Annotated in this window: 13 protein-coding genes and 1 tRNA gene; 2 read left to right on the plus strand and 12 right to left on the minus strand. The window is 64.4% G+C overall.

The features are described from left to right. Window positions 1-78: 78 nt before the first annotated feature. The 9 genes from Q1L50_RS15235 to Q1L50_RS15275 all read right to left on the minus strand — a co-directional run bounded on the left by Q1L50_RS15235 (window position 79) and on the right by Q1L50_RS15275 (window position 7,840). Window positions 79-513, minus strand: a complete 435-nt coding sequence (locus Q1L50_RS15235; protein WP_300340170.1) for a hypothetical protein — start codon at window positions 511-513, stop codon at window positions 79-81. Between the two features lie 356 nt (window positions 514-869). Continuing rightward, complete coding sequence (ychF, locus tag Q1L50_RS15240; protein WP_300340172.1) at window positions 870-1,961, minus strand: redox-regulated ATPase YchF; 1,092 nt, start codon at window positions 1,959-1,961, stop codon at window positions 870-872. 10 nt (window positions 1,962-1,971) lie between these two features. Further along, window positions 1,972-2,547 carry an aminoacyl-tRNA hydrolase gene (gene pth, locus Q1L50_RS15245; RefSeq protein ID WP_300340173.1) on the minus strand — a complete coding sequence of 192 codons (576 nt, stop codon included), beginning with the start codon at window positions 2,545-2,547 and terminating at the stop codon, window positions 1,972-1,974. Window positions 2,548-2,620: 73 nt separating this feature from the next. Then, window positions 2,621-3,253: a 50S ribosomal protein L25/general stress protein Ctc gene (locus Q1L50_RS15250; protein ID WP_300340175.1), complete on the minus strand. Its 633-nt coding sequence runs from the start codon at window positions 3,251-3,253 to the stop codon at window positions 2,621-2,623. A gap of 79 nt (window positions 3,254-3,332) precedes the next feature. Further along, window positions 3,333-4,283 carry a ribose-phosphate pyrophosphokinase gene (locus Q1L50_RS15255; RefSeq protein WP_300340176.1) on the minus strand — a complete coding sequence of 317 codons (951 nt, stop codon included), beginning with the start codon at window positions 4,281-4,283 and terminating at the stop codon, window positions 3,333-3,335. Window positions 4,284-4,374: 91 nt separating this feature from the next. After that, window positions 4,375-4,451 (minus strand) — tRNA-Gln (locus tag Q1L50_RS15260). Between the two features lie 106 nt (window positions 4,452-4,557). Further along, a complete protein-coding gene (gene ispE, locus Q1L50_RS15265) occupies window positions 4,558-5,418 on the minus strand; it encodes a 4-(cytidine 5'-diphospho)-2-C-methyl-D-erythritol kinase (protein ID WP_300340179.1) in 861 nt (286 codons plus the stop codon). After that, on the minus strand, window positions 5,415-6,164 hold the full coding sequence (lolB, locus tag Q1L50_RS15270; RefSeq protein WP_300340182.1) for a lipoprotein insertase outer membrane protein LolB: 750 nt from the start codon (window positions 6,162-6,164) through the stop codon (window positions 5,415-5,417). Before lolB ends, ispE begins: the two co-directional genes overlap by 4 nt. After that, window positions 6,056-7,840 carry a tetratricopeptide repeat protein gene (locus Q1L50_RS15275; protein ID WP_300340185.1) on the minus strand — a complete coding sequence of 595 codons (1,785 nt, stop codon included), beginning with the start codon at window positions 7,838-7,840 and terminating at the stop codon, window positions 6,056-6,058. The genes lolB and Q1L50_RS15275 overlap by 109 nt, the downstream gene beginning before the upstream one ends. A 95-nt stretch (window positions 7,841-7,935) precedes the next feature. Between Q1L50_RS15275 and mutM the strand changes: the two genes are divergently transcribed. Together mutM and Q1L50_RS15285 are read left to right on the plus strand one after the other, a co-directional pair. Further along, the gene (gene mutM, locus Q1L50_RS15280; RefSeq protein ID WP_300340188.1) at window positions 7,936-8,763 is read left to right on the plus strand and encodes a bifunctional DNA-formamidopyrimidine glycosylase/DNA-(apurinic or apyrimidinic site) lyase; all 828 of its coding nucleotides are present in this window, start codon (window positions 7,936-7,938) and stop codon (window positions 8,761-8,763) included. A gap of 91 nt (window positions 8,764-8,854) precedes the next feature. Continuing rightward, window positions 8,855-10,816 carry a dynamin family protein gene (locus Q1L50_RS15285; RefSeq protein WP_300340190.1) on the plus strand — a complete coding sequence of 654 codons (1,962 nt, stop codon included), beginning with the start codon at window positions 8,855-8,857 and terminating at the stop codon, window positions 10,814-10,816. A gap of 25 nt (window positions 10,817-10,841) precedes the next feature. Here Q1L50_RS15285 and miaA read toward each other — a convergent pair whose 3' ends face one another. From miaA to Q1L50_RS15300, 3 genes are all read right to left on the minus strand, one after another. Further along, window positions 10,842-11,798, minus strand: a complete 957-nt coding sequence (miaA, locus tag Q1L50_RS15290; RefSeq protein WP_300340192.1) for a tRNA (adenosine(37)-N6)-dimethylallyltransferase MiaA — start codon at window positions 11,796-11,798, stop codon at window positions 10,842-10,844. Beyond that, window positions 11,795-13,681 carry a DNA mismatch repair endonuclease MutL gene (gene mutL, locus Q1L50_RS15295; RefSeq protein ID WP_300340194.1) on the minus strand — a complete coding sequence of 629 codons (1,887 nt, stop codon included), beginning with the start codon at window positions 13,679-13,681 and terminating at the stop codon, window positions 11,795-11,797. The genes miaA and mutL overlap by 4 nt, the downstream gene beginning before the upstream one ends. 138 nt (window positions 13,682-13,819) lie before the next feature. Then, the gene (locus Q1L50_RS15300; RefSeq protein WP_300340197.1) at window positions 13,820-14,038 is read right to left on the minus strand and encodes a catalase; all 219 of its coding nucleotides are present in this window, start codon (window positions 14,036-14,038) and stop codon (window positions 13,820-13,822) included. Window positions 14,039-14,167: the final 129 nt, after the last annotated feature.

The raw sequence follows: 14,167 nt of genomic DNA on the forward strand, positions 1-14,167 counted from the left end.
GATCAAGAACCTCGTCCAGATTAAACCAAACCGGTCATCCCCCAGAAAATTCACGCAAAAGCCACATTTATCACATGCTTACAAGAACGGGGTATGACTTTGTTCTGATACGTTGAGAGCATTGTGTATCAGCCGGGCCGGGTGGGTTGTTTTCGCCAACAGAATCCAGACTGAAGCCATGGCCGGAGTGCCCGGGCTGAGGTGATAGGTCAGCTGCGTCCCACGCCGGTCGATTGCCTCCAGAACCTCCACAACTCGCTCATAAATTTCACCAAAATTGATCGGGGAGGTCAGCCTGACGGTGTGGAGGTGAATCGCTGCACCTGTCCGGGATTCTAGCCACTTGATATAGGACTTCGCCTCCGCCGCCGGAAAATCACTGAGCAGATAAATTGGGTCGTAGCTGCCGGCCTGAACGCCCTGCGCGATGGGCCCGACGCCAGCGTCGGGCTCACCGGCGGCGGCTTTGAGATCGGTTCGCCCTATCCAGGCAACAAGGGGATGGCTTGGCATGTAAATATTGTTGTGATTGGCAAGCTATTTTATGCCTACACCCCCCCTTGATAACAATTGCCGAGATGTGATTGAAATACCCAAAGGTTGGCGGGTTCTAAATCGCGGGTAATTTTCTTGCCGTCGGGCATGCCGTGTCACACTACTTCACGCTGTGGAGCTTCGGTTGGCCCGCCTCGCGGCTCCACTCACGCCCGTTTTCGTGCAAAATCGATTTTGCATAAACTGCCGGTTCTCGGCACTTGCGGGAGGGCAACGGACGTCATGAAACCGCCACCAACACTAAACCCCGTAATCACATGGATTTACGGGGGGTTATTGGGGTGCTGTGGGATGCCGTGATCCCACTCCTGGGCTCAGACGTTGAACAGGAAGTTCAGCACATCGCCGTCCTTGACGATGTAGTCCTTGCCTTCGGCGCGCATTTTCCCGGCCTCCTTGGCGCCCTGTTCGCCCTTGCAGGCGATGAAGTCGGCGAGGGCGATGGTCTGCGCGCGGATGAAGCCGCGTTCGAAGTCGGTGTGGATGACACCGGCGGCCTGCGGTGCCGTATCGCCGACGTGGATGGTCCATGCCCGGACCTCCTTGACGCCGGCGGTGAAGTAGGTCTGCAGACCGAGCAACTGGTAGCCGACGCGAATCAGGCGGTTCAACCCCGGTTCTTCAAGCCCGAGGTCGGCGAGGAAAGCGTGTTTGTCTTCGTCGTCCAGGTCGGCGAGTTCGGCTTCGATCTTGGCGCACAGGGCGACCACCGGCGCGCCTTCGCCGGCGGCATGGGCGCGCAGGCTGTCGAGGTGCGGATTGTTCTCGAAACCGTCTTCGAGGACATTGCCGACGTACATCGTCGGCTTGATGGTCAGCAGGCAAAGCGGTTTGAGCAGCGCCTTTTCTTCGTCGGAAAGTGACAGCGTGCGCGCCGGATGGCCCTGGTTGAGATGCGGCAGCAGGCGTTCGAGAATGGCGACGACCTGCTGCGCTTCCTTGTCACCGGAGCGGGCCTTCTTGTTCTCGCGGTTGAGCGTACGTTCGACGGCGGCCAGGTCGGCGAGCGCCAGTTCGGTCATGATCGTTTCGATGTCCGACAAGGGGTCAACGCGGCCGGAGACATGGACGACGTTTTCGTCGTCGAAGCAGCGGACGACATTGACGATAGCGTCGGTCTCGCGGATGTTGGCCAGGAACTGGTTGCCCAGGCCTTCCCCCTTCGAGGCCCCGGCGACCAGTCCGGCAATGTCGACAAACTCGACGATCGCCGGCTGTACCCGTTGTGGCTTGACGATCGCGGTAAGCTGTGCGAGCCGTGGGTCGGGGACTTCGACGATGCCGACGTTGGGCTCGATGGTGCAGAAGGGGTAGTTCTCGGCGGCGATTCCGGCTTTGGTGAGGGCATTGAAGAGGGTCGATTTGCCGACGTTCGGCAGGCCGACGATGCCGCATTTGAGGCTCATGCTCTGATTCCTATGGTGAGGGCGTCTTGACGTGGAGCTGCCGTTGCGCGGCCGCGTAGTCGCCGGCGGCGAGTGCCGGCCAGGCCAGCAGGCAGCGGTCGATGGCGCGGTCGATCAGCTCCTGCTCTTCGCGCCGGGGCGCTTTGAGGACGTAGTTGACCACTTCGGCGCGTTCGCCGGGATGACCGATTCCGAGGCGCAGGCGCCAGAAATCGGCGGTCGACAGTCGCGCCTGGATGTCTTTCAGGCCGTTGTGGCCACCGTTGCCGCCGCCTTGTTTGAGGCGGATGCTGCCGGGATCGAGGTCGAGGTCGTCATGGACGATCAGCGTCTCGTCGGCGGCGATCCGGTAGAAACGCGCCAGCGCCGCCACCGACTGGCCGGAGAGGTTCATGAAGGTCATTGGCTGCAAGAGCCACAGGTCCTGGTGGCGGGCGACCCGGCCGAGAAACCTGCCCTGCGGCGCAAGTGGCGCCCGCAAGCGACCCGCCAGCTGGTCGACGAACCAGAAGCCGACATTGTGCCGGTTGTCCTCGTATTGGCCGCCGGGGTTGCCGAGGCCGACGATCAGGCGGGGTCGCGACATGATTGAGGCTGCGAAAAAAAGAGCCGCCGCGGGCACCGGGTGCCGGACGGCGGCCGGGTATGGGCTGCCCCGTTTAGCCGGCGGCAGGCTCTTCGCCAGCAGCCGCGGCGTCCTCGGCATCCTCGGCGGCATCGGCTGCGGTCACCTTTGGTGCCTGGACGGAGACCACGACCAGATCGTCGCCACTGCCCACCGGGGTGACGTTGGCCGGGAAAACGAGCTGCGACAGGTGAATCGAGTCCCCGAGTTCGAGATCCTTCAGGTCCACCTCGATGAACGCCGGCAGATCCTGCGGCAGGCAGCTAACTTCGATATCGTTGAGCACCGGTGCGACGACACCCGCCGCGAGCTTGACGCCGGGGGCGATGTCGCCATTGACAAAGTGCAGCGGGATGGTCTGGTGGATGGCATGCGTGGCGTCGACGCGCAGGAAGTCACAATGCAGCACCAGCGGCTTCCACGGGTGCATCTGTGAATCGCGCAGGATGGCGTCCTGGCGGGCGCCATCGATCATCAGCGTGATCACCGACGACCCGAACGCTTCCTTGCGCAGGCTCAGCAGGATTTCGTTGTGATCGAGTTCGATCAGCAGCGGTGCGGCCGTTCCACCGTAGACGATGGCCGGGACGCGATGCGCGCGGCGCAGGCGGCGGCTCGCTCCGGACCCCTGCAAGGTGCGCTTGCGCGCTTCAAGTTGAAATTTCATTGACAGCTCCTGGTTGATACAAACCCCGCCCGCGACCAGGCGGGGGGTTTAGAAATCTGTTGGGACAGCGGCCAGCGTCTCACTCGATGAACAGCGAGGAAACGGAATCTTCGTTGCTGATCCGGCGAATCGTCTCGGCCATCACTTCGGCGACCGACAGCTGCCGGATGCGCGGCGAGTTCTTGGCGTCGTCACGTAGCGGAATGGTGTCGGTGACCACCAGTTCGTCGAGGTCGGAAGCATTGATGCGGTCGACGGCGCTGCCCGAGAGCACCGGGTGCACGCAGTAGGCGAGGACGTGCCGGGCACCGTCCTCCTTGAGCGCGGTGGCAGCCTTGCACAAGGTCCCGGCAGTGTCGACCAGGTCGTCCATGATCACGCAGGTGCGTCCCTGGACCTCGCCGATGATGTTCATTACTTCGGAAACGTTGGCCTTCGGCCGCCGCTTGTCGATGATCGCCAGGTCGCATTCGAGCCGCTTGGCCAGCGCGCGCGCGCGAACGACGCCGCCGACGTCGGGAGAAACGACCATCAGGTGGTCGAAGTCCTTCTTCCAGACGTCGCCGAGCATGATCGGCAGCGAGTAGATGTTGTCCACCGGGATATTGAAGAAGCCCTGAATCTGCTCGGTGTGCAGGTCCATCGTCAACACCCGGTGTACGCCGGCAGCGGTCAGCAGGTCGGCGACCAGCTTGGCGGCGATCGGTACCCGCGCGGAGCGCACGCGGCGATCCTGGCGGGCGTAGCCAAAGTACGGGATGGCGGCAGTGATCCGGGCAGCCGAGGCGCGCTTGAGCGCGTCGACCATGACCAGCAGTTCCATCAGGTTCTCGTTGGTCGGCGCGCAGGTCGATTGCAGGATGAACACGTCCATGCCGCGCACATGCTCCTGGATTTCGACGCTGATTTCGCCGTCGGAAAAGCGCCCGACCTGGGCTCGACCGAGCGATATATTGAGGCGCTTGACGACTTCGGCGGCCAACGCAGGGTTGGCATTGCCGGTGAATACCATCAGGCTGTCGTAGGCCATGGAGCGCTTCCCGAGGCGCCTGCCGAACGGGCGCCGTGTAAAGCAAGACGGGCACAGGCAAGCTGGCCTGCCCGCTTTGACAGAAATGGAATGGCTGGGGAAGAAGGATTCGAACCTTCGAATGCCGGAATCAAAATCCGGTGCCTTGACCAACTTGGCGACTCCCCAGCTGTCGCTCGTATCGCCTTGCCGGCGAACGAGGCGCGCATTATACCGGGGATTGTTCAGGAAAAGGAAGCCCGGCAACGACAAATCTGGTGATCGCTCCGCGGGATCAGGGCGCCAGTTGCCGCAGGGGGTGATCTTCGAGACCCGCGGCGACCCAGCCGCGAACGCCCGGGGGCATTTGCTCAAGGGCCAGTCGGGCTTGTTCGATGGTGGCGAATTCAGCGAATACGCAGGCGCCGGAACCCGTCATCCGGGCCGGCGAACAAGCCGACAGCCACGCCAGGTGCTCGCCAATTACCGGAAAGCGCTTGCACGCCACGGCCTGCAGGTCGTTGCCGCCGAACCCGGAGCGCCACTGCTCGGCGGTGATCGGGAGCGAGTCGCGCTTGAGTTCAGGAGCGCCAAAAATGGCTGCCGTGGCGGCCTGCACCGGCGGTTCAAGGACCACGTACCAGCGCTGCGGCAGGTCGACCGCCTGCAGGGCCTCGCCGACGCCTTCGGCAAAGGCGTTTCGCCCGAAAACAAAGATCGGCACGTCGGCGCCGAGCTCGAGGCCGATTTCCTGCAGTCGCTGTCGAGGCAAACCCAGTTGCCAGAGGTGGTTCAGCGCCAGCAGGACGGTGGCGGCATCCGAGCTGCCGCCACCGAGGCCGCCACCCAGCGGCAGATTCTTTTTGATACTGATCTCGACGCCCAGCCGGCAGCCGCTCGCCGCCTGCAACAGGCGGGCGGCGCGGACGGTCAGATCGCTTGCCGCCGGCACTCCGGGTAGCGGTGTGGTCAGCTGTACCGAGCCGTCGGCACGTGGGGAAAAGCGCAGGCGGTCGCCACGCTCCAGGAAGCAAAAGACGGTCTGCAGCAGGTGGTAGCCATCGGCGCGCCGGCCGACGACGTGCAGGAAGAGGTTGAGCTTGGCCGGCGCCGGGTACACGCTGTGCCAACCCCAGTTCCGGCCGGTAGACTTCACCGTGCCGGGTCTGCGGAATCTGCCGGGGCCAACGGGCTCCAGTCGTCGATCCGCAGGCGCAGTTCGAGAACGCTTTCGCGCTCGACGAGCAGGCGCCCGGGCAGCGCCTGCGGATCGTCGCTGTCGTACTCGTAGTCGATCCGCCAGTACTCGTCGCGCAGGTGCAGCGGACGGCCAAGCGGGTCGACGGTGAGTTGGTCGGCGTCCGTCGTCCGGCCGCGTACCCAGTCGCTCAGCTTGCTCAACGGCAAGGGATAACCGAGGATCGACAGCAGCAGTTCGTCAGCGCTGGCGGCGTCATGGACGCTGCCGTCGTTGCCGGTCAGCCGTGCGCCGCTGGCGTTGCTGACAATCTCTGCGATGCCTTGCCCGAGCGGCGACGACAACAGCAGTTCGTCGCCATCTTGACCATGCCGCCAGTTCAGCTGACCGATGCTGCTCTTGCCGTCATGACGCAAGGAAAAGCGGCCGGCCAGCGAAAACGCGTGCAGGCTGTCACGCTGAACGAGTGGGGGTGTTACGGCAGGTGCCTGCAGGGTGCCGCAGGCGCTTAGGCCGAGCAGTGCGCACAGCAGTAACAGGGGTCGCTGGCCCGCCGCTGCGAGCGGGCGGGCGCCCGCTTTCCGGTACGGCGGACTCAGGGCGAGAACCTCTTCAGTGCTTCCTGGATCTCCTCGCTGGCCGGATGCTTCTTTTGCGCTTCGCGCAAGGTGCGCTGCGCCTCGTCCTTGCGGCCGAGCATCCACAGCACTTCGCCGAGGTGCGCCGCGATCTCGGCGTCCGGGCGCTGCGCGTAGGCGCGCTGCAGGTGCGTCAGGGCGCCTTCGAGATCACCCTGGCGGTAAAGCACCCAGGCCATGCTGTCGAGAATGAAAGGGTCGTTGGGAGCCAGCTTGAGCGCTTTTTCGATCAACTGTCGTGCTTCCGGCAGTCGCACATTGCGGTCGGCGTACGAGTAGCCGAGCGCATTGTAGGCCTGCGCGCTGTCCGGCTGCAGCTCGATCAGCTTGCGCAGGCGGCTTTCCATCAGTTCCAGGCGGCCGAGCCGCTCAGCCATCAGGGCCGATTCATAAAGCAGATCGGTTTGCGCCGGTTGCTCCTTGAGATCCTCTTCCAGCAGTTGCAGCGCCGCCTCGGTCTGCTTCGCGTCACGCAGCAGCGCCGCTTCGGCGATCACCAGCTGGACTCGCAGCTGCGGGTCGCGGGCGGCCGCATCGCGCAGCAGACTCCTGGCCTCGTCAAGCTTGCCCTGCTGGGCGATGATGGCAGCGCTGCGTATTTGCGCCGGCAGATAGTGTTCGCCCGGGCCGACCTGCCGATAATAGGCCAGCGCTTCAGCCTCCTGCCTGTTTTCTTCGGCGACCTGGCCGAGATAATAATAGGGCGCGCTCTTGTCGGGGATGTCGAGCGTAACCAAGTGTTTGAGTTGCGCCTCGGCGAGCACCTTGTCGTTTTCCTGCAGCGCCAGGATGGCCACCGGGTAGACCACGTCTGGGTTGTTCGGGTAGGCCAGCAGCAACTGCTCGAACAGCCGTTTGGCTTCGGCATAGCGCTTCTCGCCGACCAGCGCGCGCGCCAGATGCAGCTGAACGTCGCGCGCCTGCGGATATTTTTCGGCAAAGGCTTGCAGCGAAACGATCGCCTCGCCAGGCGACTTGCGGGCCAGCAGTTGCGCCTGCAGCAGGGCGCCCGGCTCCCAGTCCGGTCTCAATTGGAGTGCCTGCCGCGCTTCGGCGAGCGCCTGTTCGTGCTCGCCGGCGGCGCTGGCAGCCACGGCCAGAGCGTAATGCGCCTCGGGAAGGTCGAGGAAGGGGGCGCAAACCTTCTTGATCAGCTGCAGGACGGCCTGGCGATCGGGGTTGCGGGCGAACATCCGGTTCAGCGCCAGCAGGTTGCCCGGCAGTGCCGGCCGGTCTGCTTCAAGCATGCTGATCAACTGTGGGGCAAGGCCGTCGAGCTGGTTGGACATGACCAGCACGCCGACCAGCACCTGCTGGGCGCGTTTGGACTCGGGGTCGACCTCGACCCACAGACGTGCAAGCTGCTGAACGCGGTCAAAACGACGCGCATAACCAGCGACCTCGATCGCCCGTTCGAGGATGGCGGCGTCGCGGGTACGCGTGGCCAGGTCGGCGTAGGCCTGGCTGGCGAATTCGTTGCGCCCGCGCTGCAGGGCAACTTCGGCGAGCAGAACCTGATAGACCACCTGTCCGGTCAGTTCGCTGCCGTCCGTAGCTTCGGGGTGGGGAACGATCGATTCCGATGTGTTCGCCCTGGGCGCGCGCTTGCCTGGCTTGGCGGCCTTGCCCGCTTTGCTCGGCTTCTCCTGCCTGTCTTGTGGTGGGTCTCCTGCCGCCGGCGCGGACATGCCGAAGGCAAGCGCCAGGGCGGCGCCAAGGAGGGTACTCTTGATATATTTCATGGTTTCCTTGCCTGCGGCAAACAGTTGCCAGAACTGGCCGGGGTTTGCGCCATAATTCCTGCTGCGCATGTTATGGACTTTTCGCGGTAGCAGCAATGCCAGAACTGCCGGAAGTTGAAGTCAGCCGCCAGGGACTGCTCCCTCATCTGCCTGGACAAACCATTGTCGGTGCCGTCGTGCGCACGCCCAGGCTGCGTCACGAGATCCCGCTCGGGCTGCATTCGAGGCTGTCCGGATTATCTGTCGACGGCATAGCGCGGCGCGGCAAGTACCTGTTGCTCGACTGCGCGAGCAGCCGCGGCGGTGGCTGGCTGCTGATCCACCTCGGGATGTCGGGCAGTCTGCGCCTGGTGTCGCCGGATACGCCGGCCCAGAAGCACGACCACTTCGACCTGCTGTTCAGCCGGACGGTTCTGCGCCTGCGCGACCCGCGCCGCTTCGGCGCGCTGCTCTGGCACGAAGGGACCGATATCGAGGCGCATCCAGCGCTTGCGGCGCTCGGCATCGAACCGCTGTCTGACGCTTTCAGCGGCGACTGGCTGCACGCCGCAACCCGCGGCCGGCGGATGCCGGTCAAGCCGCTGCTGATGGATAACCGCCTGGTCGTCGGGATTGGCAATATCTACGCCGCCGAGAGTCTCTTTCACGCCGGCATTTCGCCCTTGCGCGCGTCCAACCGGATCAGCCGTCGACGCTACGGGGTGTTGGCCGACTCGATCCGGGCCACGCTCGAGGCGGCGATCGCGGCCGGCGGCAGCAGCGTCCGCGATTACGTACACAGCGACGGCGGCGCGGGCTGCTTCCAGCTTTCCTGTGCAGTCTATGACCGCGCGGGCGCTCCGTGTCCGATCTGCGCGCGGCCGGTGCGCGTGATCCGTCAGGCCGGGCGATCGACTTTCTACTGCCGGGTTTGCCAGCGCTGACCACCCATGCTGCCGCGCGTGCTGGCCATGTCACTGATTGCTCTGGACTTTGTGATAGAGTGCGGGCCTGTACCTTGCGCCGGAACTGGTCATGACCCTCGCTCAACATTTTGCCGCCTACAGTGACTGGCGCGCCGAGCTCTCCGCGGTCCTGGAGAAGTTTGGTGCCTGGCTGGTCGACAACGAGCTCACCGACGCCCAGACCGACCGGCGTATCTCCCATTTACTCGACAAGCTCCGTGAAGACCGACTGCATGTGGCCTTCGTCGCCGAATTCTCGCGCGGCAAGTCGGAGTTGATCAACGCCATCTTTTTCTCCGACTATGGCGACCGCATCCTTCCGTCGACCCCGGGCCGGACGACGATGTGTCCGACCGAGCTGATGTTCGACCGGCGCAAGCCGCCATCGATCGAGTTGCTGCCGATCGAAAGCCGGGAGTCCAAGGACAGCATCAGCGAGTACAAGCGCTTTCCCGAGGAGTGGACCATCGTTCCCCTCGACACCAGTTCAGCCAGTGCCATGCAGGAGGCCCTTCGCCATGTCAGCGACGTCACCCGCGTCGACCGTGGGTTCGCGGAAAGGCTCGGCTTCACGGTCGCCGACGACGATGCCGCGGTTTTTCGCGTCGACGTGGCTGGCACCGTCGAGATTCCGCGCTGGCGCCACGCGATCATCAATTTCCCGCATCCGCTGCTGCAGCAAGGATTGGTCATCCTCGACACGCCCGGCCTCAACGCGATTGGCACCGAGCCTGAACTGACCTTGTCGCTGCTGCCAAACGCGCACGCGGTGCTGTTTATCCTGGCTGCCGATACCGGCGTTACGCAGTCCGACCTGACCGTCTGGCGCGAACACATCGGTACCCTGGGCGGGCGCAAGAAAGGCCGCATCGTCGTCCTGAACAAGATCGACAGTCTGTGGGACGAACTCAAGTCGTCGGACCAGATCGACGCCGAAATTACCAAGCAGATTGACAGTTGCGCGTGGACGCTCAACCTGCCGGAAGACCAGATCTTTCCTGTTTCGGCACAAAAAGCACTGCTGGCCAAGATCAACGGCGATCGCGATCTGCTCAGGCGCAGCCGCTTGTCCGAACTCGAACTCGCGCTTACCGAGGAACTGATACCCGCCAAGCAGGAAATCGTTCGCGACAATACGGACGGCGAATTCGCCGATTGTTACCTGCGGACGCGCAGCCTGCTGGAGTCGCGGCTCATTGGTCTGCGCGAACAGGTCTCCGAACTGACCGAACTGCGTGGCAAGAACAAGGGCGTGGTCGAGTACATGATGGGCAAGGTGCGGCTCGAGAAGGACGAGTTCGACACCGGCCTGCAGCGCTACTACGCAGTGCGCAGCGTTTTTTCACAGCTGACCAACAACCTGTTTACGCACCTCGGGCTCGACTCGCTGCGTTTGTTGACCAATACCACCCGCGCAGCGATGGTCAACGCGACCTTCTCCACGACGCTCTCCGGAGCCATGCAACATTTTTTTGACGTTGCCCGCGGCAACCTCACCCGTTCCAGAAGCGAAGTTGCCGAAATCATGACCATGATGGAGGTCATCTACAAGAAATTCGCTGTGGAGCATGGACTCAAGCTGGGCACGCCGATTCCTTTCTCACTGCGGCGCTACGAGAAGGAAATCGATCGCCTCGATCATTGGTGCAGCACGCACATCAACACCATGTTCCAGTTTCTGACGCACGAAAAGAGCCAGCTCACGCAGCGCTTTTTTGAGGAGGTCGCGGTGCAGGTACGAAAGACCTTCGAGCACGCCAATCGTGACGCCGAGGGATGGTTGAAGGCGATCATGGCGCCGATGGAGATCCAGATTCGCGAGCACCAGATTCAGTTGAAGCGGCGGCTGGAAAGCATCAAGCGGATTCACCAGGCGACCGACACCCTCGAGGAGCGCATCGAGGAGTTGCTGCATATCGAGCACAACCTGCTTGCGCAGACGCAGCTACTACACGCGATCGGACAGGAAGTTCGCGATATCCTGCAGCAGACGGCCGGAGTGCATGGTGAGGGCGCGCGCAGCGCCGCCTGAGCCATGGCGAGCGCGGGGGCTGGTTTCAGCCCAGGAAACGCTCGATCTGCCAGGCAACCTGATCATCGACGTCCGCGGCCAGGCAATCGACGGTCGTTGGTCGCAGCGTATTCCCCAGCCAGGTAATCTGACGTTTGGCCAGTTGGCGGGTGGCGTAGATGCCGCGTTCGAGCAGTTCGCCTCGCGGCGCGCGGCCCTCCTGCACTTCCCACACCTGCCGGTAGCCGACACAACGCATTGACGGCAGGCCGGCGTGCAGTGCGTACTTCTCGCGCAGCGCGACGACTTCGTCTTCCAGCCCGTTTTCGAGCATCGCGGCGAAGCGTTGGGCGATAAGCTGATGGAGGACGCTGCGCTCGGACGGCACTAGCCCGATCGCCAGGAACTGGGAGGTTGGCGCCTGCGTCCGGCCGGCGGCGATCAGCGCCGAAAGGGGGCGGCCCGCCAGGTGGAATACTTCCAGCGCCCGCTGGATGCGCTGCGCATCGGTACTGTGCAGTCGCGCCGCGGTGATCGGATCGAGCAGCGCCAGTTCGGCGTGCAGCGCCGGCCAGCCATCCGTGGCGGCTTGCCGGTCGATTGCCGCGCGGGTCGCCGGGTCGGCTGGTGGCAGGTCGACCAGGCCTTCGAGCAGCGCCTTGAAATAGAGCATCGTCCCGCCGACGAGCAAGGGCACCTTGCCGCGCGCGCGGATCGCCGTCATCGCCGCCAGCGCGTCGGCACAGAAGCGCGCCGCCGAGTATGCTTGCTGCGGACTGATCAGGTCGATCAGGTGGTGCGGACAGAGCGCCAGCGTTGCCGCGTCGGGCTTGGCCGTGCCGATATTCATGTCGCAAAAAACCTGCGCCGAATCGACGCTGATCAGTTCGACCGGAAAGCGGCGCGCCAGGGTCAAGGCCACCGCCGTCTTGCCGCTGGCGGTCGGCCCCATCAGCAGGATCGCCGGCGGCAGCTGCGAACGATGCGCCGCTGCGGCGTTCATCGGCCGCGCAGGAAGTGGCGGTCGAGGTCAGCCATGGTCAGTTGCGTCCACGTCGGCCGCCCGTGGTTGCAATGGTCGGCACGCTCGGTTTCTTCCATCTGCCGGAGGAGGGCGTTCATTTCGGCGACCGACAGCAGGCGCCGCGCGCGTACCGCGCCGTGGCAGGCCATGCTGGCCAGCAGCTCGTTGCGGCGCGCGGTCATCAGCTGGCTGACGCCGTGCTCGCGCAGCTCACTCAACAGCGATCGCGCCAGCGCCGCCGGGTCGGCGGCCTGCAGCAGCGCCGGAATGCCTCGTACCGCTAGTTGCCGCGGTCCCATCGGGGCCAGATCGAAGCCGAGCCGCCGCAGCGTTTCGGCGTGCTCCTCGGCGGCAGCGACGTCGATCGTTTCGGCACTGAAGACAGCTGGAATCAGCAGCGCCTGTGTTGCCACCTGCTGCCCATCGAGGCCGCCCTTGAGCTTCTCGTAGAGGATCCGTTCGTGCGCCGCGTGCATGTCGACGACCACCAGCCCCCGGCTATTCTGGGACAGGATGTAGACGCCGTGCAGTTGCGCCAGGGCGTAGCCGAGCGGCGGCAGCTCGCCGTCGGCTGCCGCCGATGCCGGCTGCGACGCCGCCAGGCTGCCATCCGGCGAGCGCGCGGCATCGACAAACGCCAGGTAAGTGCCGGTGGCGCCGGGCTCACCGACACGCAGCGAACCCTGGTAAGGCACCCGCGGGCCGAAGGAACGGCCGTCGGCACTTGCCGCCGTCGATCCGGCTGCAGCGTCCGGCCAGCGAGCCTGTGCGAGTCCTTCGCCGCCTGCCGAGGGCGGTGGAGAAGAGGAAGAAAACGGGGAAGAATCCGCGGGCGCGGCAGCCAGTGGCGTCGCCAACAGGCCTTGGACGGCGTGAAAGACAAACTGGTGCACGGCGCGCGAATCGCGGAAGCGGACTTCGGTTTTCTGGGGGTGCACGTTGACGTCGACGGCGGCCGGGTCGATTTCCAGAAACAGGCAGTAGGCGGGGTAGCGGCTGCCGTGCAGCAGGTCTTGATACGCCTCGCGCAACGCGTGCGCCAACAGCTTGTCGCGCACGAAGCGGCCATTTACGTAGCAGTACTGGGCATCGGCACGGGCGCGCGAGTAGGCGGGCAGGGCGCAGTAACCCGAAACGCGAAGCGGACCGGCTTGCACCTCGAGCTGGCGCGACTCGGCCAGAAAGTCGTCGCCGAGGATCGCACCGACTCTCTTGCGCGCATCGCTCCTCGCCAGGCTCAGGCTGACGCGACCGTTGTGCGCGAGGGTGAAGGCGACCTCGGGGTGCGCCAGTGCGATGCGCTTGAGCGCCTCGGCGCAATGCGCGAATTCGGACCGTTCGGATTTGAGAAATTTGCGGCGGGCTGGCGTGTTGTAGTACAGATCGCGCATTTCGACGACGCTGCCGGCGAGCAGCGCAGCCGGTTCGGGCGATGCCCCGGGCTCGCCGCCGAGCCGCCAGGCGTGCGTCGCGGTGGCACTGTCGCCGCGGTCAAGGCGCTGTCTACTGGTCAGCGTCAGGCGGGCGACGCCGGCGACCGACGCCAGCGCTTCGCCACGAAAACCCAGCGTGCCGACGCGCTCGAGATCGTCGAGCGAGGCAATCTTCGAGGTGGCGTGGCGGGTGAGCGCCAGAGCCAGTTCGTCACGCGCGATTCCCGAGCCGTCGTCGCTGACGCGGATCAGCTTGACGCCGCCTTCTTCGAGCTGAATCTGGATCGTCGAACTGCCCGCATCTAGGGCGTTTTCGAGCAGTTCCTTGACCACCGACGCCGGACGATCGACGACTTCACCGGCCGCGATCTGGCTGATCAGCAGGTCGGGCAGCAGGTGGATCGCTGGCGTGACGGGTGTTGCGAGCATGCACGGATTATCCCACGCCGGCCTGCAGGCCGCTCGCGCGATCGCTTAGGCGGTCGATCAGCCTTGAGGCAGTTCCCGAAGTGCCTCAAGGCTGATCGGTGGGTTGGCACGGCACATTCAACGCCTTCGTCTTGGGCGTCATCGGCACGGATAGATAGCAGCCACTTCAGGAGATCGCCCTTTCGCGACGTTCTCGCACAGGCCGTGCTGTTGAGAGCTGCGATCCTTGCCGGTGATCCTTTGCGCCTCTGGGTCGCTGAGCTTCCTGATCCCTTGCTGGCTGCGGAAGCGAAACGTCACCCAGTGGCGCTCGCCAGCGACTGCAGTAGCTGCCTTGGTGGCTTCCTTGGTGGTCATCGGTGGCACTCCTTTCAAGGAATGGCTGAACAGATGCCGGCCTGGAAGCGCGGGAAAGCTGCCGAGACAGACGTCGCAGGCAAACGTCGCAGGCAAACGTCGCAGGCAAACGTCGCAGGCAAACGTCGC

It is taken from the genome of Accumulibacter sp., from assembly GCF_029255145.1.
GTDB lineage: Bacteria > Pseudomonadota > Gammaproteobacteria > Burkholderiales > Rhodocyclaceae > Accumulibacter.

Excerpts from the sequence above, each read along its gene's own strand:
- Q1L50_RS15285 (WP_300340190.1), top strand. The coding sequence starts at position 8,855 with ATGACCCTCGCTCAACATTTTGCCGCCTACAGTGACTGGCGCGCCGAG.
- Q1L50_RS15255 (WP_300340176.1), bottom strand. The coding sequence starts at position 4,283 with ATGGCCTACGACAGCCTGATGGTATTCACCGGCAATGCCAACCCTGCG.
- Q1L50_RS15300 (WP_300340197.1), bottom strand. The coding sequence starts at position 14,038 with ATGACCACCAAGGAAGCCACCAAGGCAGCTACTGCAGTCGCTGGCGAG.
- mutL (WP_300340194.1), bottom strand. The coding sequence starts at position 13,681 with ATGCTCGCAACACCCGTCACGCCAGCGATCCACCTGCTGCCCGACCTG.
- miaA (WP_300340192.1), bottom strand. The coding sequence starts at position 11,798 with ATGAACGCCGCAGCGGCGCATCGTTCGCAGCTGCCGCCGGCGATCCTG.
- pth (WP_300340173.1), bottom strand. The coding sequence starts at position 2,547 with ATGTCGCGACCCCGCCTGATCGTCGGCCTCGGCAACCCCGGCGGCCAA.
- Q1L50_RS15250 (WP_300340175.1), bottom strand. The coding sequence starts at position 3,253 with ATGAAATTTCAACTTGAAGCGCGCAAGCGCACCTTGCAGGGGTCCGGA.
- ychF (WP_300340172.1), bottom strand. The coding sequence starts at position 1,961 with ATGAGCCTCAAATGCGGCATCGTCGGCCTGCCGAACGTCGGCAAATCG.
- Q1L50_RS15275 (WP_300340185.1), bottom strand. The coding sequence starts at position 7,840 with ATGAAATATATCAAGAGTACCCTCCTTGGCGCCGCCCTGGCGCTTGCC.
- mutM (WP_300340188.1), top strand. The coding sequence starts at position 7,936 with ATGCCAGAACTGCCGGAAGTTGAAGTCAGCCGCCAGGGACTGCTCCCT.
- Q1L50_RS15235 (WP_300340170.1), bottom strand. The coding sequence starts at position 513 with ATGCCAAGCCATCCCCTTGTTGCCTGGATAGGGCGAACCGATCTCAAA.